The sequence below is a fragment of the Anaeromassilibacillus sp. 1001302B_160321_C8 genome (genome assembly GCF_015554745.1).
GTDB classification, from domain to species: Bacteria; Bacillota; Clostridia; order Oscillospirales; family Acutalibacteraceae; genus Anaeromassilibacillus; species Anaeromassilibacillus stercoravium.
Genome location: NZ_JADNJD010000013.1, coordinates 77,587 through 99,337, shown reverse-complemented (window position 1 = coordinate 99,337; position 21,751 = coordinate 77,587). Strand labels below are relative to the sequence as shown.

Annotated in this window: 8 protein-coding genes; 7 read left to right on the top strand and 1 reads right to left on the bottom strand. The window is 57.3% G+C overall.

The genetic code is table 11. The features are described 5' to 3' along the window. The 3 genes from I2E77_RS09865 to I2E77_RS09855 all read left to right on the top strand — a co-directional run. A partial coding sequence (locus I2E77_RS09865) for an FIVAR domain-containing protein (protein WP_195451147.1) occupies window positions 1-851 on the top strand: 851 nt, incomplete at its 5' end. Window positions 852-2,037: 1,186 nt separating this feature from the next. Next, window positions 2,038-8,298, top strand: a complete 6,261-nt coding sequence (locus tag I2E77_RS09860; protein ID WP_195451146.1) for an MGH1-like glycoside hydrolase domain-containing protein — start codon at window positions 2,038-2,040, stop codon at window positions 8,296-8,298. A gap of 987 nt (window positions 8,299-9,285) precedes the next feature. Further along, window positions 9,286-14,607: a beta-N-acetylglucosaminidase domain-containing protein gene (locus tag I2E77_RS09855; RefSeq protein WP_195451145.1), complete on the top strand. Its 5,322-nt coding sequence runs from the start codon at window positions 9,286-9,288 to the stop codon at window positions 14,605-14,607. A gap of 219 nt (window positions 14,608-14,826) precedes the next feature. Here the strand turns inward: I2E77_RS09855 and I2E77_RS09850 are convergent, their stop codons facing one another. Continuing rightward, window positions 14,827-16,176, bottom strand: a complete 1,350-nt coding sequence (locus I2E77_RS09850; RefSeq protein ID WP_442856136.1) for an MATE family efflux transporter — start codon at window positions 16,174-16,176, stop codon at window positions 14,827-14,829. 475 nt (window positions 16,177-16,651) lie between these two features. On the opposite strand from I2E77_RS09850, the gene I2E77_RS09845 reads away from it, so the two are divergent. From I2E77_RS09845 to I2E77_RS09830, 4 genes are read left to right on the top strand one after another with little or no spacing between them, the layout of a single operon-like run. Further along, on the top strand, window positions 16,652-17,641 hold the full coding sequence (locus I2E77_RS09845) for an ABC transporter ATP-binding protein (protein WP_087235184.1): 990 nt from the start codon (window positions 16,652-16,654) through the stop codon (window positions 17,639-17,641). Continuing rightward, window positions 17,641-18,348, top strand: a complete 708-nt coding sequence (locus tag I2E77_RS09840) for an ABC transporter permease (RefSeq protein ID WP_087235185.1) — start codon at window positions 17,641-17,643, stop codon at window positions 18,346-18,348. The genes I2E77_RS09845 and I2E77_RS09840 overlap by 1 nt, the downstream gene beginning before the upstream one ends. A 14-nt stretch (window positions 18,349-18,362) precedes the next feature. Continuing rightward, on the top strand, window positions 18,363-20,126 hold the full coding sequence (locus tag I2E77_RS09835; RefSeq protein WP_191448840.1) for a GldG family protein: 1,764 nt from the start codon (window positions 18,363-18,365) through the stop codon (window positions 20,124-20,126). Then, complete coding sequence (locus I2E77_RS09830; RefSeq protein ID WP_195451144.1) at window positions 20,126-21,616, top strand: DUF4340 domain-containing protein; 1,491 nt, start codon at window positions 20,126-20,128, stop codon at window positions 21,614-21,616. Before I2E77_RS09835 ends, I2E77_RS09830 begins: the two co-directional genes overlap by 1 nt. Window positions 21,617-21,751 lie beyond the last annotated feature (135 nt).

Genomic DNA, 21,751 nt, shown 5'->3' with positions numbered 1-21,751 from the left:
AAGTCCTGGAAGCGGACATCACCGCAGCGGTGGATGCGCTGTATGACGCCATCTATGGCTTGGTCTACCGCGCAGACGTCACCGAGCTGGAAGCGCTGGTCACCAAGGGCGACAGCATTGTTGCAAATGCGGATCAGTACATCCAGAACGAGGCATGGACCGCATTCGAGACCTCTCTGGAAGAGGCAAAAACTGTCCTGGCAAATGAAAACGCAACGCAGGATGCGGTGGATACCGCAGCAGAAGATTTGGCAGCGGCGATCTCCGCCCTGCGCCTGATCCCGGATAAAGATGCGCTGGAAGCATTGATCGGGGAAGCCGAGGCAATCAATACCAATAAGTACACGGCAAAGAGCGTGGCAACGATGAAGGCCGCATTGAGCACCGCGAAGGCGGTTCTGAACGACGCAGAAGCGACCGAGGAAGAGGTTGCGGACGCAGTCGAGGCGCTGGAGAACAGCATCGACGGCCTGGTCGAGAAGAGCACCTCCACGAGTTCGAAGGGCAGCACGTCTGCGAACATCGGCAACGCATACGGCGCAGCGGGCGTTGTATCTGCAAGCCAGAGCGTGGCGGCGAATGCCTATGTGGTTTCCGACACGACGGTCAACTTCAATCTGAAGAGAGGCAGCGCATACTGCTTCAAGATGACGGTAGTCAACGGCAACGCCATGACGCCGGGCTTTACCGTCGGCAATGGCGATGTGCTGAAGACCCAGTATGTTGCAAAGATCGGCAATGACTACTATTACAGAGTGTATGCGATCGGCACGCCGGGCCAGAGCACGGGCGTTTACACGACCCTGCCGGGCAAGGCCCCAGTCAAACACTGCGCAGTGACGATTGGCTGATTGCTTCCGTAGGATTTCCCCTGTGGAGCGGAACACGCCATCATTGCGGTTTGCTTCCGTGGTTGCCGCCGTAGGCGCGAAAGACGCTGCGCGTCCGCGTAAGACGTTGCACGTCCCGTCAAGCATGGTGCCGTGACGATTGCGTAAGAGCTTTCGTAGGACTTCCTACGTGAAGCACAAAACAAACCGATTCCGGTTTGCTTCCGTGGTTACCGCCGTAGGCGTGTCCTGACCGGAGGTCCGCGAAAAGGCACTGCGTGCCCGCCGTAGGCGTGAAAGACGCTGTGCGTCGGCTAATCGGAAATAAAAAACAAAAAGGGAAGGCAGCTTCCCTCTAAGCAACGAGGCCTCAACCCCGGGAGAGTTCCCAGGGTTGGGGCCTTTTTTATCATTCAATGCTTTTCTTTTTCAAAGCTGATGCGGAAGGATGGCTTCCGGTCTTTAGGTGGTTTTTCTTGCTTCTGTAGGGCCTTCCCATATGGAGCGGAAAGCAAACTCTTCGCAGTTTGCTTCCTTAGGGGACGCCGTAGGCGCGAGAGGCACTGTGTGCCCGCCGTAGGCGCGAAAGGCACTGTGTGCCCGCCGTAGGCGCGAAAGGCACTGTGTGCCCGCCGTAGGCGCGAAAGGCACTGTGTGCCCGCCGTAGGCGCGAAAGGCACTGTGTGCCCGCCGTAGGCGCGAAAGGCACTGTGTGCCCGCCGTAGGCGCGAAAGGCACTGTGTGCCCGCCGTAGGCGCGAAAAGACGCCGTGCGTCCGCCGTAGGCGCGAGAGGCACAGTGTGCCCGCGAAAGACGCTGCGCGTCCGCGAGAGGCACTGCGTGCCTGCGTCCTGACCGGAGGTCTGTAAAAATGACTGCTTTTCTTTGGGATTTGGAATCATTTATTCAATAGAGTTTATTTCGGTATTTTGTTATAAATTATAATGATTTCAAACGAACTATAGGATGGTATGTACAAAATAACCTTAAAATTTTGTCCAGTTTTTCTGTTGACCCTCTTTTTGTGATTCGCTATCATTGTAATGTATTATTGCGAATAATTAAAAGTACGCTTTAATGATTCACTCAAAAAGGTAAACTTTTTGGGACGGTAGTTGCCCGTGGAGAAAGGAGGGGCGGTATCAGAGGCAACACAGAAGGAAAGGTTGGGATGGGGAAAACCATCCTAATAATCAAGGAGGAGAAGATGAAAAAACTAAAAAAGGTACTCGCACTTTGCCTGTCCGCAGCGATCCTGCTGACGTCGATCCCGTTTGGGACAGCTATGGGCGCGGCCCGGGAACCGGAAATTGTAGCCGGCGGGTATGAGATCGATATGGCCGATCTCCCGAAGGTGCATTTTGCCGAGCACTCGGAATGGGAAGAGCTTTACGATGCAGCCTGGGAATCCCACAAGAGCAACATCCGCAAAGCAAGAGCAGTCCTCAACCCGGAGGAGCCCTACTATGTGGACGAAGCGTTCAGCGATATGATCTTTGTGTGGGATACGCTGCTGATGATGATGTTTGACAAATACGGCATCCATCAGTTCCCCACTCTGCAAGCAATGGACAATTTCTACTATTGGCAGGTCGATAATCCCGGCCAGCCGGACGACGGCTTCATCGCGCGTGAGATCAGCGAGATCACGGGCGAGAATGCCAGCTACAATGGCGGATACGACGATCCGCTTTCCGTCAACCCGCCCCTGTTTGCCTGGGCCGAATGGCAGCAGTATCAGGTGCATGGGGATAAATCGCGCTTTACCAAGGTGATCGATGGGAAGACCGTCTTGGAGCGCATTGTCTCCCACTTCGATTTTATCAAGCGCACGCGCTTGATGGACAACGGGCTGTATGGCAAGACCACCGGCCTGGCCAACGGCTTTGACAACACGCCGAACCAAGACTATGGTTCAAAGGAACAGACGTACAACGACCTGAGCATCCAGCAGGCGCAGTCCGCCTACTACATCGCCAAGATCGCCCATGAGATCGGCGATACAGAGACGGAGGAGCGCTTCCAGAAGGAGTATGAGGACCTCACGGCCCTGATCAACGAAAAGCTCTGGTCCGAAGAAGGGCAGTTCTATTTCAACCTGGATAAAGACCAGCAGTTCACGAACGTGCCTACCCCGACCGGCCTGTGGGCGCTGTCCGCACACGTGGCGACGCCGGAACGCGCCGACGCGATGGTCCGGAACTATGCGTTGAACTCCGAAAAGATGTTCCGTCCGCAGGGCCTGTCCACAGTTACCTATGACTGGCCGTCCTTCTATCCCACCGGCAAATATTGGAACGGTGCGGTTTGGGCGCCGTCTTCGTTCCAGTACATCAAGGGCCTGGAGTATTACGGCTACCGTGAGCTGGCCTTTGGGGAGGCGCTCCGCCATCTGGAGGCCCTCTCGGACGTCTACCAGGCGGGCAAGACCGATTCCGTGATCGGCAGCGCTACGTTCTGGGAGAACTATTCCAGCGAATATACCCGCCAGGGCGACCCCGCCCGCAGCAACTTTGTCGGTTGGACGGGCGCGCTGGCCATCGGCGTCATCATCGAGGACATCCTGGGCATCGATCTGAACGCCCCGGAAAACACGGTGAATTGGGATCTCCGTTTGACCGAGGAAAATGGTATCAGCAATCTGTATATGTGCCACGACGGGCAGCCCGTCCGCGTTTCCCTCTCCATGGAGGAGCGCACCGGGTCGGAATCCCCGGCGGATATCACCGTTACAGCGACTGAACCGGTCACCCTGCACGTGCTCAACGGCGACGTAGAGGTCACGTTGGATGTCCCGGCGGGCACCACCAACTACCACATCGACGGCGTGGAGGATGAGGCAGAGCCGTATTTGAGCGCGGCCGCGCATCCGTTCCAGGCGGACGACGCTTCCTTGACGAAAGAAGCGCTCGACGCCAACGCAGCGGATTATGTCGTTTTCAGCACCGAGACCGACGAATCCATCGATGACGGCCTCCAGTATCAGGCCGGCAAGAAGGCTGGTCTGATTACAAATGTCAACACGGTTGGCTTCCGTGCGGACAGCAGCCAAAGCCCGGTGGAACTCTCCACCAGCGCAGAGATGGAAGCCCTCGGCTTCTCCGGCGCGCAGAGCCTGACCAAGGGCGCCTATTCGCTCGGCGAGGAAGGCTTTATGTTTACGGTCCCGGCGACCAATGAGAGCAAGACCGTGAAGCTGATCGTAGGCGTGCAGAATACGACCGCCACCCTGACGGCCGCCCTGTCCGACGCCAGCTCCCCGCGTGTAAGCCGCACGCTGTATGGCGGTGAAGAAGAGAGCACCTATGTGGTGGAGATCCCGTACCGCGCGGGCGGCGACGAAGACCGCCATCTGCTGGTGCAGTATGAGGCGGAGCGCGCCTCCAAGGGATCGGGTTCCGTCTCCATCAAGGGAATCATCCTCGAAGACGGCGGCGAGCCGCTGCCGGCAGATGTGGAGAATGTTTCCCTCGCGGCTGGCAACCAGACCATCACCGTTTCGGCGGATAACACGGATGCGTTCGACAGCTACAAGATCTATGTCGGCGAAGACCGTGCAGACCTGTCCGACGTGCGTACGGCCGATACCCTCCCCTATGTGATCGAGGGATTGGACAACTATAAGCGCTACTATGTGGCGGTTTCCGGCGTGAAGGACGGCGTGGAAGGCGCCCTGAGCGACGTCGTCAGCGAAGTCCCCGAAGAGTCGCCGCGCTCCGCACGTGAGCGCGCTTATGCCGACTACGAGGCCGCCCGTGACACCATTTTGAATGGCAACACCGGATTTGACGCTTTGTACAGATCCCTGAACTTCGACGTCACCGGCCCCATCTACGGCACCACATTTACCTTTACCAGCACCATGAACGGCCAGGACACCGGCCTGATGGACAACGGTTCTGTGGTGTGCCCCACCCAGCCGCAGCCGGATCAAAGCGGCGAGCTGACGATTCTGGCCACGTATGAGGGCGAGACTGTAAAGATCGTTGAGAATGTGACCGTCCTGTCCCTGGCATACGACGAAAAGCCGTATGTATCCGGCATGATGACCTCCGCGATGGGCGCCACCATCGACCTTACCGCAGAGGGCACCAAGGACTGGGCGCAGTTCAACGCAGACGATGTGGATGTCTACGCAAGAAAGGATACCGAAAACACCATCTCCGGCCTGCGCCGTCTGGTGGAAGGCGGGATTGACCACGCCGTCGATATGCCTTTGTACTACACGGCTACCGACGCAAAGGATACGCAGCCGACCAGCCAGACCTGCATCACCTCCCGCGGTGAAGAGGGCAAAGCGGGCTTTGAGTTTAACCTCCCTTACAGCGATAAGATGCAGCACGCGAACCTGTATGTTTCCTCCTGGAACGCCACCACGCGCGTGGAAGTCCTGGTGAACGGCAGCGTGATGTACACGGCCACCTATGGTGGAAGCGACGGTTGGGATGTGCGCAAGATCAGCCTTGATTATAAGCTGATGGACCCGAGCGACGAGCTCCTCGTCCGCCAGATCCTTGTCACGTCCAACACGGGCGGCCCTGGCGGCAGCGTCGGCCTCCCGGCTGTAACGCTGGCGGAGACCGACGGGGAGATCCCGGAACCGTCCAACGATTACGCAGTTGGGACAACGGAAAATGCCTCCGGCACGACCGTTGACCTCACCGCAGAGGGCACAACCGATTGGGCGCAGTTCCCGACAAAGTATGCCGATGACTACGCCAAGAAGAATACCGAAACGGTTATCACGAATTTCCACCGCCTGGTGTCCGACGACACGCCTTACGCGGTGGACGTCGCCAAGGATATGCAGCTGAGCTTTACCGCCAGCGATGCGGCCGAAGGCACCCAGCCGAAGAATCAGTGGGCGATCACCTGCCGCGGCCCGGAAAGACAGGCTGGCTTTGCCTTTAACCTGCCGACGGCCGGCACGGTGCAGCATGTGAACATCTATGCAGGTTCCTGGAGTGCCATCTGCGAAGTGCAGCTGCTCATCGACGGGCAGGTGCGCTACGCTACAACGTACGGCAATTCGAGCGGATGGGATGTCCAGAAGATCGGGATCGACTACTGGGCGGAAGATCCGGAGAGCACCGTGGAAGTCCGGATGGTCATGAACGAGTCCCTCGCTTCCATCGATGTCGGCGGCAGCATTGCGCTGGGCGCCGTTACCTTGGCCGACACGGGCGAGCAGCCTCCGGAGCCGGACGAGCCCGAGGTCATTGACAATGATTTCAACATCCGCTTTACCAATACGCTCCCGGATTCCATCAACCTGACGGAAGAGGGCGGCAAGGATTGGATGCTGTTCAACAGCGTGGACGGCGAAGCGGCCTATGAGCGCAAGAATGTGGAGCCTTCCATCAAGGATTTCACCATCTTTGATACCGAAAAGGCCCCGCACCGCGTGAACAACAGCGAATACGACACCGTGTATTCCTTCACGGACGGCACGCCGACCGCGAGCATGGAGAACCAGAAGCCCTATGTGGTTGTGGAAGACGTGGATAACGGCGTCAGCTTTACGTTGCCGGGCGGCGAAAACCGCCACGAGGCGAAGATCACCATCGGCAACTGGCACTCCGATATGGTCGTGGAAATGACCTCCGGCGATAAGACGGCTTCCTATGCGTATGAAGTCCTCGAGCCGACGGAATACGGAATGTTTACGCTCACATATCGTTCCGCAGAGGATGTAAATGTGCGCATTTACAACCGGTCTGTAACCAGAGAACGGTATGGCAACTTCAGCATTACAGCGATCATGCTGAACGAGGTTTACAGCATTGCAGCGGAAGAAGCGGAAGGCGGTTCGGTCAAGCTCACCCGCAGCAGTGCAAACGCAGGGGAGACGGTGGACGTGTTTGTCGAGCCGGACCCGAATTACCATCTGGTTTCGCTGGCATACCGCACAGCGGACGGCGAACTTGTCCCGATTGAGAACAACCGCTTTGTGATGCCGAATGAGGACGTCACCGTTGTCGCGGAATTTGCCCGCCAGTCCCGTATGCTGACGGTGGGCTACAGCGCCGGTGTGGACCTTGCGGTTACCAGCGACGTAGAACCCATTGTGGATGCTGCCGGCATCTATGCGGCCAAGATTGAGGCGGGTACGCCGGTCACCTTTACCTTTACGCCGTCCCGCGAGGGAAGCACCTTTGTGGGCGCGTATGTGAACGGGGAGCCGGTGGACTTCACTTCGGACAGCGTGACCTATACGTACACGGTGCCGGATGAAAATTCCAACCTGTCCTTTACCTTTGACATTGTAAACAAGTCCGTATTGGCGCAGACCATCTCCATTGCAGAAGAGCTGGTCGGCGGCGACGAATATGCAAATGCAGTCGAGAGCGTTCAGAAGGCGGTCGATCGGGCCCTGGAGAACGCGAAAGAGGTCTATGACGATACATCCGCTACCCAGGCAGAGGTCAACGAGGCCTGGTCGGATCTGCTCGACGCCCTGCACTATCTGTCGTTCGAAAAGGGCGATTTGACCGAGCTGGGCTACTTGATCGATCTGGCGGAGAGCATCGACACCGATGAATTCACCAGCGAGACGGTGGAAGCCTTCCAGGCGGCCCTGGATGCGGCGAAGGACGTCTATGACGACGGCAACGACGCCCTGGCGGTCGATGTGGAAAAGGCATGGCAGGATCTCTATGACGCTATGCTCGCTTTGAGCCGCACAGCGGATAAGAGCAGCTTGAACGCCGTTTTGACACAGGCAAACCTGGTGATGGAAGAGATCGACAAATATGTCGAGGGCAGCGAAGAAACCCTGCGCAATGCTATTGACGCGGCCCAGGCTGTGATGGACGACGCATCCGCCACCCAGGCAGAGGTCGACGCAGCGGCAGAAGCGCTTGCGAAGGTGCTCGCGGACCTGCGTAAGATCCCAAGCAAGGAAGAGCTTCTCGAACTGCTTTCCGAGCTGGAACAGCTCGATCTCACCAAGTACACCGCGTCCAGTGCGGCGGTGATGCAGGCGCAGATCAACCTGCTCCGTGCAACGGTGGAAGACGCCAATGCAACCGGTGAGGAGTATGCAGCGGTCTACTACAGCGCCAAGGAAGCGAAGGAAAACCTCGTGCTGGCAGACCGGAACACCAGCAACAATAAGGGTTCCGGCAGCACGTCCGCCAACATCGGCAACGCATACGGCGCAGCAGGCGTTGTGGCCGCAGGCCAGAACGTTGTGAACGCCAGCGTGCGCAGCGACACGACGGTCAACTTCACGTTGAAGAGAGGCAGCGCATACTGCTTCAAGATGACGGTGGTCAACGGCAACAACCTGACGCCGAGCTTCACGGTCGGCAACGGCGATGTGCTGAAGACCCAGTTCGTGGCGAAGGTCGGCAACGACTACTATTACAGAGTCTATGCCATCGGCACGCCGGGCCAGAGCACGGGCGTTTATACGACCCTGCCGGGCAATGCCCCAGTTAAACACTGTGCGGTGACGATTGGCTAAGTGCTTTCGTAGACGGACGCCGTAGGCGCGTAAGACGTTGCACGTCCTGTCAAGCACTGTGCAGTGACAATCGGCTAATTTAAAAGGAAAAGGAAGGCATCTTCCCCATAACCAACGAGGGCCCAGCCCGGGAGTTTTCCCGAGGCTGGGCCCTTTTGTGTTTTCCACCGCTATTTTCAACCGGCTGTGCGGGAACCGTGGATTTCCCCCTTCTTGCTTTTTATAAAGCGACTCGCTCGCTTGCGTAGAGCTTCCCCTGTGGAGCGGAAAGCAAACTCTTTGCGGTTTGCCTTCTTAGGGAACGCCGTAGGCGCGAAAGACGCCGTGCGTCCGCCGTAGGCGCGAAAAGACGCCGTGCGTCCGCCGTAGGCGCGAAAAGACGCCGTGCGTCCGCCGTAGGCGCGAAAAGACGCCGTGCGTCCGCCGTAGGTGCGAAAGACGCCGTGCGTCCGCCGTAGGCGCGAAAGACGCCGTGCGTCCGCCGTAGGTGCGAAAGACGCCGTGCGTCCGCGAAAGGCACTGTGTGCCTGCGTCCCGACCGGAGGTCCGCGAAGGAGATGTTACGTCCGGTTATAATAGACAAATAATGGATTTTTTTTGCACAATTACAGATTTAGCGTTTTATGGTTAGTATAAATATACTCTTTTTTGAGAATATATTGCATATTTATGCTCTTTTTAAGATGCAAATGTTTTCTGAAGAATCATCATTCAAAGGTAAAATCAGTTACTTTTGAATAAGAACCTAAGAAATTTAAACCCAATTTTTGAATTCCTCATAAAAAGCGCAGTGGAGATAATTCCCAAAGTTTTGACATGATAGAGCTTCATGCAACATTCATAAAAAATTGACTTTAAAACGAAATAAAAATATAATATAAATGCATTATATTCTGTGAACAAAATTTTTTGCAAAAAAGGAGGGGTGCAGAAACAGTCCTATAGGAAAAATCCATGAAAACAGTTTGGAAAGAAGGAGATGTACGAATGAAAAAGAGCGGCAGCAGGCTGTTATCGATGCTTCTGGCGTTTGCCTTGATTTTGAGCAGCCTGAGTTCCCTCGCGTTTGCAGCAACCGAGGAGCAACCGGCCAACGGCGCGAACTTGGCGTTGAACAAGACGACAACCGCCAGCGGTACAGAAGCCAGCACAAGTTTTTATCCCCAAAACGCCACGGACGGCGATATGGGAACCCGCTGGTCCCATGACGGAATCCGCGCCAACCCGCCGAGATGGCTGAAGGTCGATCTGGGCGAGACCATGACCTTCCGCCAGTTCAAGATTTTCTGGGAAGCAGCGTATGCTTCCGGCTATCAGATCCAGGTTTCGGACGACGATAGCGCCTACACGGACGTCTATTCCACGACGACCGGCCAGGGCAGGAATGAAGTCATCACCCTGGACACCCCCGTGACGGGCCGCTATGTCCGGCTGTATTGCACCCAGGCGCCGGCCGATACTTGGGACGGCGTTTCGATCTATGAGTTTGAAATCTACAACTTTACCGATGAGGAAATGGTGGACGACGCCATTGCAGGGATTTCTGTACCGGCGATCGTAAACCACGACTTCACCCTTCCGGTTGGAACCGACGAAGGCGTGAAGATTTCCTGGACCTGTGACAGCGACCTGCTTGCCATCGACGCCGAGACCGGGGCAGTCACCGTGACCGCGCCGGAAGAGAGCACCGACGTCACCCTGACGGCGACCGTCGCCTTTGGCACGTGCTCCAAAGAGGTCCCCTACACGGCCAATGTGCGCAGCGAAGCGGAGCGCCAGGTGGAATACCAGGTGTATCCGCTCCCGCAGAAGATGACGCTGGGCGAAGAGAACATGACCATCTCCGAAGCGGTCAACGTCATCATGGAGTCCGGCATCAGTGAGGTTACGAAGGCGCGCTTGGAAGAGGTCCTCTCCGAGGCTGGCCTGACCTACAGCTACAGCGATGCGGCTGTTGAGGGCGCAACCAACCTGTACATCGGCATCAACGGCTCCGGGGAAGCGGCGGACAACTACGCGACTGCCAACAATGTCCCGCGCGACGTGTTCACCGAGGGCGAGGACAAGTTCGACATGGAAATTGTCCAGTTGGACGCTGCGAACAACATCCTGCTGTTGGGCAAGGACGACGACGCGGCATTCTACTCCATCGCCACTTTGGAGCAGGTGCTTCCCCAGTCCATGAACGGCAAATATACCACCGTCCTGTTTGAGGACTATGCGAATAAGCAGTACCGCGGCATGGTCGAAGGGTTCTATGGCTATCCGTGGACCGTGGAGGCCCGCCTCGACTGGTTTGAATTCGCCAAGAAGTACAAGATGAACATCTTCGTCTATGGACCGAAGGGCGACCCGTACCATCTGGGCCTGTGGGACGAGGAATATCCCACGTCCGTCACCGAGGACGAGCGCAAGCGCGGCGTTTTGACGCAGGACGACATCCGCGCCCTGGCGGAGGAGTCCAAGAAGTGCAACATCGACTTTGTCTGGGTGGCGCATCCCGCCATGCAGAGAAGGCTCGACATGAGCAGCAACGCCACGGTTGACCAGGAGATCACCAACCGCCTGATGCCGAAGTTCAACAGCCTGTATGAGCTCGGCGTGCGCGAGTTCGGTATCTTCATGGACGACATCACCATCGGCGAGGGCTTGCAGCAGAGATACACGCAGCCGTACCTGATCGACCAGGTCCAGCGGCGTCTGTATGAAACCTACAACACCCCGGACGCGGCGGAAGAGGATAAGGTCAAGCCGCTGTTCTACACGCCGACGTGGTACACCTACGGCCTGGGCTATGCGGATATGCAGAACCAGTGCATGGAGGCGTTCAAACAGTCCAACGTGCATGAGGACGTTGTGATCTGCTTCACCGGCGACGCCGTGTGCGGCCCGATCAACAACAGCTCCTGCGAAAACTTTGCCACCCGCACCGGCCGCAAGCCGTGCATCTGGTGGAACTACCCGGTAAACGACTATGCGGACGCACAGCTCTTTACCGACCGCATCGACGCCAACTTCACCGTCGGCACCGACACCACGGAGTGCGTGGGCGTCCTGTCCAACCCGATGAACCAGGCGGAAGCCTCCCGCATCGCCTTCTTCGGCGTGGCGGACTTTGCTTGGAACACCGCGAACTTTGATTCCCAGCAGAGCTGGGGGGATTCCTTCCCGTATCTGATCGAAGAGGGAATCGGCGATGTTTCCCGCGAGGAGCTCGCGGCGGCATACAAGATCGTTGCAAAGAACATCGTCACCACGCCGGAGTCCAAGGATATGCAGGAGCTCTACACGAAGTTCCAGGCAGAATATCCGCTGGGCGATATGACCACGGCGACAAAGATGAAAGACGTCTTCCACGAGCTCAACGAAGCGATTGCCACCATCCGCCTCATGCAGGACTGCGGCAATGCGGAATATGAGCGCCTGTATACGGACCTTGAGGGCAACCTCAACAAGCTCTCCGATATGGCGACCGTGATTGAAAACAGCCTGACCATCCTTTTGACGGACGACGAAGACGCCGCTTGGGCAGCTTACAATGCCGCCAGCGAGATCAAGAACAACGAGCTTTCCAACAGCAGAAACCCGCGCTATGTGGTCCATGCAATGGAAGGCGCCGGCACCGACTATAGCTATGCGGATTACCAGGCGGATCCTTCGAAGACCTATATGAAACCGTTTGTCAACACGGTCTTTGAACTGGCGACGAATAAGATCTCCGACGTAGAGCCGGTGGCGACCGTGCCGCAGCTATTCACCAACATTCCGGAGGCGGACTTCGCCGTCGCGGATGCAGGCAGCTCTGTTACGGTTTCCGGCCTGGAAGGTGTTGTCCTCCAGAGCAATGAATACGTCGGCGTGATCTTCAACAAGATCCGCACCCTGACCGGGTTTGCCGATCCGGCGGCCGAGGGCTTGACGCTCGAATCCTCCATGGATGGGAAGACCTGGACCGCCTATGCCGGCGAAGAGGTGCCGGAAGCGGCGTTTGTCCGCGTCAAGAACAACACCAGCGAAGCAATCGCCCTCGGCGCAGATACGCTGACCTGGAGCCTGCGGCCCATCGCAGAGTTTGTGGGCGCCTCCTGCAGCGTAGAGCTGTATCAGCCGGCAAACTACCCGCTGAGCAACTTGACCGACGGCAACTATGACACCAAGATGTGGACCAACGGCGCACAGGGCGTGGGCCAGACGGTCACGATGGAATACACCGACATCATCAATACCAACGAAGTGAAGCTGGTCTTTGGAAGCGGGGACCGCGCGGCGGGAGCCGTTGTTGAGATTTCCGCGGACAACCTCGAATGGACCGAGATCGGTTCCTTCACAGCGGCCGACCTGGTGGCGGAAGGCAGCTCCTATACGTACACCTGCAACGGCAACGGACAGCCGGCCAAGTATGTGCGTATGCGCCTGACCCAGGACAGCTCCCAGTGGCTGCAGCTCTTTGAGTTCGAAGTCAATAAGGGCGAAGAACTCGGCGGCGCGATCCCGGTCGCTGTCACCAACGACGGCCAGGATGCAGGCGTTGTATGCGACCGCACGGTTTCCACCACCTTTACCGCGACCGATGCGGGTTATGTGGAGTATCAGCTGATCCATGGGCAGAAGGTCGATGAGATCACCGTCCTGTTCCAGGGGACGGAATCCGAAGCGGAGAAACCGGCTGTTGAGATTCAGACCGACGGCGAATGGGTCAAGGTCGGTGAACTCAATGAAAATCCGGCGAAATTCGATGTCTCGGCCTATACAAATGTAACGGCCGTCAAGGTCTCTTGGAATGCGGAGAACATCCCGACCATCATGGAGATCATGGAAAAGGGCGATGCGTATGCAGAGCCGAACCGCGTATCCCTGTATGAGGCGGTCGCGACAGCGGAAGGCCTCTCGCAGGACGACTTCACCGAGGACGAGTGGGCAGCCATTCAGGAAGCGCTCACAGCGGCAAAGGCGGAGCTCAACGGCGAAAGCACGCAGGAATCCGTCGATGCAGCGGACACCGCTCTGAAAGTGGCCATGGGAGAAATCGAGCCCACCGCGCACACCCTTACCGTGAAGTTCACCACCAACGCGCAGCTGGATGACAGCGACGCGATCCTGGCGAACCTGACGGGCACCTATACGGAAGAACTGTTCCCGGGCGATGCGTACGCATTCCGGTTCGTACCGCGTGTGGACGGCCGCGAATTTGCAGCCATCACCGTGGACGGGGAAGAGGTCCTGTTTGACGATACGACCGATACCGCGGCGTATGTCTGCGAAGGGACCATGGGTTATACCGGCAAGACCGTCACCATTTCCTTTGTCGTGGTCGACAAGCAGGTCCTGCGCCAGTCCATCACGATTGCAGAAGAATTGATGGCGGGCGAAGAGTTTGAGGCAGCTGTCCCGAGCGTCCAGAAGGCGATCCAGAAGGCGTACGACGCGGCTGTCGCTGTAGAAGCGGATAAGACCGCCGTCCAGGCCGAAATCAACGGCGCTTGGAGCGAGTTGCTCGATGCCCTGCAGCTGCTGTCCTTTGAAGCGGGCGACAAAACGCTCCTGGGCGAGCTGCTCGATCAGGCGAACCTGATCCAGGAGGGCGGCTATACGGAGAGCTCCTGGGATGCCTTCACAGAGGCGCGCGAGCAGGCACAGGAAGTCTATGACGACCCGGACGCACTGGAACAGGATGTTCAGGATGCTTACGACGCCCTGATCGACGCGATCGATGGCCTTGCCTTTGCGGGCGACCTCAGCGGCTTGCAGATGCTGGTCGATGAGGCGCACGAAATTGAGGCCAACCTCGATAAGTACCTCGACCTCGACAATGACGACTTCAAGACCTTCCGCGATGCGTTGGCCCGTGCAGAAGAAGTGTTGGCTATGACCACGCCGGAACAGGCGGTCATCGACGAGGCGTACACCGCGCTTTCCAATGCGCTGGACACGCTGGAGAAGAAGACGGAGACCCAGAAGACCTCCGGCAGCTCTTCCTCCTACAACTGGAACCTCTATGGGCCGGCCGGCATCGTTGCGGCGAATGGCAATGCCCTCGCGCCGTATGTGGTCTCCGACACGACCGTGGACTTTACGGTCCGCAGAGGAACCGCTTATTGCTTCAAGATGACGGTGATGAACAGCAACACGCTTGTCCCGAGCTTTACGGTGGGCAACGGCGATGTGCTCAAGACGCAGTATGTCACCCGCATTGGGAACGACTTCTACTTCCGCGTTTGGGCGATCGGCACAGCGGGCGAGAGCGCCGGTGTGTATACCACCCTGCCGGGCAATGCCCCAGTCAAACACTGCACCGTGAAAATTGCGTAAGTGCTTGCAAAGGAAACGCCATAAGAACAAGATGGCACATGTGCCCGCTTGTAGGCGCGAACGGCAAGCAGATGCGTAAAAGCAGAAAGACCGCACGAAATCATAGACAAGGATGTTCCTGAAACTCCTTTTACACAAGCAGCCCCCGGACGGATTTGTCCGGGGGCTGCAATCTTTGTTTTTAGGAGGGGCAGGGGTTCAAGCATGTGGGGGAATCCGCTATTGCCCAACAGCCTGTTTTTGAGGGCGCTGCGGGAGCCACCGCCCGCTGCGGTACCGGATAAAAAAGAGGACCGCGCGGAATCCCCAATCCGCAAACATCGCAATCCAGACGCCCATAACGCCTAAGTGGAAACCCAGCACCAGCACATAGCTCAGCCCGATGCGGAATGCCCACATGGAAAAGACAGCGGTCACCATGGTGAATTTGACGTCGGACGCCGCACGCAGCGCGTTGGGAAGGGCAAAGGCAACCGGCCAAATAATCATGGCAAAGCTGTGTACCACGATCAACGCCACCGCGATGGAGGATGCTTCCGGCGAGAGGTTGTAAATGCCCACAAGGGGCGTGCTGAGGGCGGTCAAAAGGACGGCTAGGACCGCCAAAATCCCATAGTTTACTTTGAGAAGATAATTTGTGTATTGCCTGGCCTGTGCGTGTTCCCCCGCGCCGACGCATTGCCCGATCACGGTTACCATGCCAAGCCCGATGGCGGTGCCGGGCAGGTATTCAAATTGGACCAGGTTATTCGCCACGGCAAATCCCGCAATCGAGGCGGTACCCAAAGACGACACAAGGCTCTGCACCAGGATTTTCCCGAGCTGAAACATGCTGTTTTCCATTCCAGCCGGGACGCCAATGCGCAGGATGTTGCGGATCATCTGGGGATGAAACCCGAGGCGCAGGCGCCTATCCACGTGGATCAAATGATCGGGATTGCGCACAATCACGAGCATGATGATCCCAGCCGTAGCACGTGAGACGACCGTGGGGATTCCCACGCCAGCCACACCCATGTGGAGGCCATATACACATAGGGCATTTCCCACGACATTGATCGCGTTCATGCACAGGGAGGTGTTCATCGACACTTTGGAATTCCCCATGGAACGATACAGCGCCGCGCAGGCATCGTATATCGCGAGGAATGGGTAGGAAACCGCAGAGAGAAAGAAATAGGTTTGCGCGTTGCTCATCACATCCGCCTCGATGCTTCCGAAGATCAAGGCGAGCAGGGAGCGGTTGCCCACCAGCGCCACGATCATGATAAAGACAGAGAGCAAGAACGTGGAGAGCAGCAACTGGTTTGCCGCAACAGAGGCGTTTTTTGCGTCTTTTTTCCCAAGGTATTGGGAACAGACCACCGCGCCGCCCGTGGAAAGCGCCGCCAGAAGCTGGATGATCAGCGTGCTGATCGAATCTACCAAAGATACGCCGGAGACAGCCGCCTCCCCCACCGCGGAAACCATGACCACGTCTGCCATGCCGACTAAGACAGCCAGGATCTGCTCGATAATCAAAGGGATCAGAAGGCGGCGGAGGTCCTTTTTTGAAAACAATACGATCACCTGGATTCAACGAACCCACGGCAAACGATCCGGAACGGCCGCCTCCGGATTTTTTGCGATGGATTCGATGGGATTTGTTTTTCAACAGATCTTGCGAAACCTGTTGAAAAGAAGAACATAACGATTATACGAGCTTTTGCTGAAATCTGCAAGAAAGGCCGCCGGCCCATGCAATCTTTTTTTGGAGCCCATCGCCGGCAAAAGGACAAGAATCGAAAAATGGTTTTCGTGTCCCATACCACGAACGCCTGTAAAACCGTGGAAAGGGAGCCGGTCCGTTGCCAAGGATTTTGGCCTTTTTGCCATTTCATAACAATTTATTCATAATTCGATCACCTAACGATCACCTTGCATTGCTAAACTGTTAATCACGTATATGGGAGCGTATCGAATCGCCCACCGGACTTTTTCCGCGGGGAAAAGCCTTTTCTGTGCGGATTGCGCTCCCTGAAATTTTGAAACCGGAGGGACGCATATGATTGAGGTGAAAAACCTCACAAAGCGGTATGGTTCCAACCTCGCTTTGAACCATATCCATTTTTCCCTGGAGGAGGGAACCATCCTCGGATTCCTCGGGCCAAACGGCGCCGGGAAATCCACCACCATGAACATCATCACGGGGTATCTCTCCCCAACAGAGGGCAGCATCACCGTCGATGGGTTCGATACCCTGGAAAACCCGTTGGAGGCGAAAAAGCGCATCGGCTACCTGCCGGAGATCCCCCCTCTGTATACGGACATGACCGTCAAGGAATACCTGAACTTTATGTACGACCTGAAAAAGGTGAAGCTCCCCCGCAAGGAGCACATTGCGGAGATCTGCTCGCTGGTCAAGATCGACGACGTATATGGCCGCCTGATCGCCAACCTGTCCAAGGGCTACCGCCAGCGCGTGGGCATCGCCCAGGCCCTGCTGGGCAACCCGCCGGTCCTGATCCTGGACGAACCGACCGTGGGCCTCGATCCCAAGCAGATCATTGAGATCCGCAACCTCATCAAGAGCTTGGGCCGCAAGCACACGGTCATCCTCAGCTCCCACATCCTGTCCGAAGTGCAGGCCGTGTGCGAGCGCGTGATCGTGATCAACCGCGGTTCGATTGTCGCGGACGGCACCCCGGACAGCCTGGCGCACAGCCTTTCCAACGAAAACCGCCTGCTCCTGCGCATGGAGGGCGAGGAAAAGGCCATCAAGCAGGGGCTTCATTCCCTGCGGGGTGTCAAAGAGGTGGACGCCTATGGCGAAAAAGAACCCGGCGTCTATGAATTCTCTGTGGAGGGCAATGAAGGGACCGACCTGCGGCGGCCGGTCTTTGCGCTGGCTGCGCAGAACCATTGGCCCATCCTCTCTATGAAGAACACCGACCTCACATTGGAAGATGTGTTCCTGCGCCTGACCAGCGACCTGTATGACCATCAGGAGACGGCGCAGCCCTCTGAAATTCTCGACGGAAAGGAGGGGGCGTAATGGGCGCAGTCTATAAAAGAGAGATGCGGTCATATTTTACTTCTCCCATCGGCTATGTGGTGGCGGCAGTCCTGTTTGCCCTGTATGGGTTCTATTATTACTCCGTCATGCTGTCCGGCTCCACCTATTACATCTCCACATTTGTCTACAGCAATATGTTCATTTGGAGCATGATGCTCCTGCCCATCCTGACCATGCGCGTGTTCAGTGAAGAGCAAAAGAACCGCACCGACCAAGCCCTGCTCACCGCACCGGTGGGGGTTGGTTCCATCGTCCTGGGCAAATTTTTCGCCTCTGCCACCATCTATGCCATCATCCTGGTGGGAAGCCTGATCCCCGCGATTGTCATTGGGTTCTTTTCATCGCCCAATTGGGTGTTGATCCTTGGCACCGTGATCGGCTCCTTCCTGTATGGCATCGCAATCCTGGCCATCGGCACGTTTGTCTCCTCTCTGACGCAAAGCCAGATCGTGGCCGCCATCGGCACCTTTGGCATCTCCATCCTGTTGGTGGTGATCGACCAGCTCACGAGCATTATCAGCAACCAGGTAGTGGTCCAGGTGTTGAACTGGCTGTCCTTCAACAGCCGGTATACCCCCTTCACCACGGGTACCTTTCATATTGCCAGCATCGTGTTCTTCCTCAGCGTGGCGGCGGTCTTCCTGTTCCTGACCGCACGCAAGCTGGAGAGCCGCCGTTGGAGCTAAAGGAGGGAAAACAGATGGACAACGAAAACAAAAACCCCTTGACGCCGGAGGAGGAATCCACACCGGCGCAGGAAGCAATCGAACCGGCCGGGCCGGAATCCCCGGCAGCCGAAATACCCGCAGAAGAAACGCAAACCGCCTCCGAACCGGACGGCACGCAGGGGGAGGCCCCTGCGGAGGAAACGTCCACATCCAGCCAGGACGCAGCGGATGGGGAACCGCCCATGCAGGACGAACAGGAGCCTTCCGAAGCGCTCGCCCCCGTGCCGGAGGCGGATACAGAAAAGCCGCAAAAGCCAAAGAAGCCGAAGAAAGATAGCCACAAAGGGAAATACCGCGGGATTTCCTTGGCAATGACCGCCGGCTTCCTGGTGGTGGTCATCCTTCTCAACGTGGTCGTCAGCCTGTTGGCGGAGCGCTATCCCTCCATGAACCTGGACCTCACCGAGGGCCATGTCAACACCCTTTCGGACAGCGCGGCGGAAATCGCCTCCAACGTGCAGAACCCAACCACCATCTACATCATGGCGAGCGAGGATATCGCAAAATCCGATACCCTGTTGGCCGAATATGGGATTAAATACAGCCAGGTCAGCGCCCTGGCGGAAAAGATGGCGGAGCGCAATTCCAATATCTCCGTGGAATACATCGACCTGGACCAAAACCCGGCCTTCGCTTCGGAATATCAGGACGACGGCCTGATGACCGCGGATGTCCTGGTCAAGACGGACAAACGCTACCGCGTACTGGCCTACACGGACCTGTTCGATGTACAGTACAGCCAAACCGGGATGGTCGCCTATTCCATGGTGGACAGCGCGCTGGCTTCGGCTGTCAGCTCGGTCAACGCGGATACCCTCCCGCTGGCGGTGTTTGACACCGGGCACAACGAGATGATGGACACCACGCTCTATAAAAACCTGTTGACCAGCAACAACTTTGAAACGCAGGAGATCAACCTCCTGACCGACGAGATCCCGGAGAACGCGCAGCTCTTTGTGCTGGCGACCCCGGCGACCGACTACACCCCGGACGAGATTGAAAAGCTGGAAGCCTTCCTGAACGACGAGAGCAAGGCGTCCGACCGCTCCCTGCTGGTGACCTTCTATCCGGGCCAGGACGCCCTACCCAACCTGACGGACTTCCTAAAGGAATGGGGCTTGGATGTCCAGCAATCCACGCAGGTTGTGGAAACCGACCCCAATAGCTACATCACGAGCGACCCGTCGTACCTGCTGGCCAACCAGAGCGGCGACATCACCCTCAGCCGCGCCACTTCGGACTACGGCTACCTGCTGATGCCGCAGAGCTGCCCGATCAACCTGCTGTTTGACGAACGCAACGGCATCACAACACATACGCTTGCGACCAGCAGCAGTTCGGCGTTCCTCTATGACGGCACTGAAGAGAGCATCAGCAACCCGCAGACCGGCGAACACACCCTGGCGGCGTTGGCGCAAAAGACCATCACCACGGGCGAAGGGGAAGCCACCGCCAATGTGGTTGCGCTGGGCAGCACCTTTATGTTCGTGGACGGCATCATCAATTCCAATACGTTTGGCGATGGGCGCTATCTGACGGATCTCGCCAAGTACGTCACCGGTACGGAGGGCGAAACAATCGCGGTGGAAACGCGCCAGGTGCAGACCTCCATTGCGGACATCTCCATGAGCCTGTTGCAGGTCATGGTCTTTGGCCTTGGCATCTTTACCATTTTGATTCCGTTGATCGTCGTCGTGATCGGCGTAGTAGTGTACTATAGAAGGAGGAGGCTGTAATGAAACCAGCGACCAGAAATCTGCTCATTCTCGGCGTATGCATTGTTGTATTGGGCGGCGCCCTGGCCGCTCTAATGCTGACCGGCGGCGAAACGGACGCCTCCACCACCAGCTCCTCCCAGGACATCGCCCTGTTAAACCGGGAGGAGGCGGACGTCGCCTCCATTGAGGTGACAAACACAAGCGGCGTATTTACCATTGTCCCGGCGGAAGAGCAGCCGGAAAGCAGCGCTGCGGGCAGCAGCGCTTTGGAGGAGGCTTCCAGCGACGCTTCCGGGGCTACTTCTTCGGACGCCGAAGAGGAAATCAACTTCTCCATCCAGGAATTGGAGGGCCTCCCGCAGGACAGCTACGCGGTCAACAGCGCCGCAGAAGGCGGCTGGCAGCTCTTTGCCACCAAAAAGATTGGTGCGGTAAGCAACCTTGCGGATTTCGGCCTTTCCACCCCGCAGGCGACGGTCAAGGTTACCTTTCAAAATGGGGATACCTATGCCTATGAGATCGGCAATGCCTCCGTGGAGGACAGCACCGCTTATTATGTGCGCGGGCAGGGCGCGGAGGACGTCTATGTGGCAAGCGTGCCGCTCGCCTATCTCCAGGATAAGACGGGGTTCCTGTCCCGCCAGGTGCTGGATTTCAGCAGCCTTAAAACCGACGCTTCCGCACCGTTCCGCAAGCTGGTGCTGAGCGGGACGGCGCTTGCGGAACCCATCACGCTCCAACAGGGCGAGGGGACCCTGTATCTGATGACGGAGCCAAAGCAAATGGATGCAGATACCGAGACGGTCAAGTCCTTGACGGATCTGCTGTCGTGCTTGACTGCGGGCGGCGTGGAAGCGCTGCATCCAGACCAGGACGCCCTGCGGGAATACGGGCTGGATAACCCGACCAATGTGATCCAGATGACTACAACGGACGGCGAGGAGTATACGCTCATGGCCGGGGCGGAGAAGGACGGGAACCGCATGGTGATGCTGGACGGTGTGGACATCGTATACCGCATTTTGGAGGACAGCCTCACCCCCTGGACAAGCTTGACGACGCCGTTTGACGTGCAGAGCAAGGTCCTGCTGACCCGGAGCGTGGAGTCTGTGCAGTCGCTCTCCATTACGCTGGACGGGGACATGGTCTACCGTTGGGATGTGACGCGGACAACGGACGAGGAGAAGTCCACGGAGGACACCACGTATTACAACTATACGGTTGCCGACACCTCCGGGACGGAGACCGATTACACCGCCTTTACCAACCTCTACCAGACGTTGACCGGCGAGACGGTTTTGGAGGACGCCGAAGACGCCCAGCCCTCCGGGACGCCGCTCTTCCGGGCGGAAGTTGCCTATTACGACGGGCTTCCGACCAACACGCTGGAGTTCTATGCGGATGGGGAGCGTAACTGCCTGGTGGTGCTGGACAACGTTGTGCGCGGTTTGGTGCCGAGAAGCGACCTCGAGGCCTTCCAGGAGGCCGTGGAGGGCGCAGCGCAATAACCGGCGATCGAAAGACACACTTCATCAAGTTTTATCATACAACACAAGAGCGGACGGTACAGCTTGTACCGTCCGCTCTTGTTCGATATGGACCGATATTACAGCACATCTGTGTTTACGAAAAATACATGCATG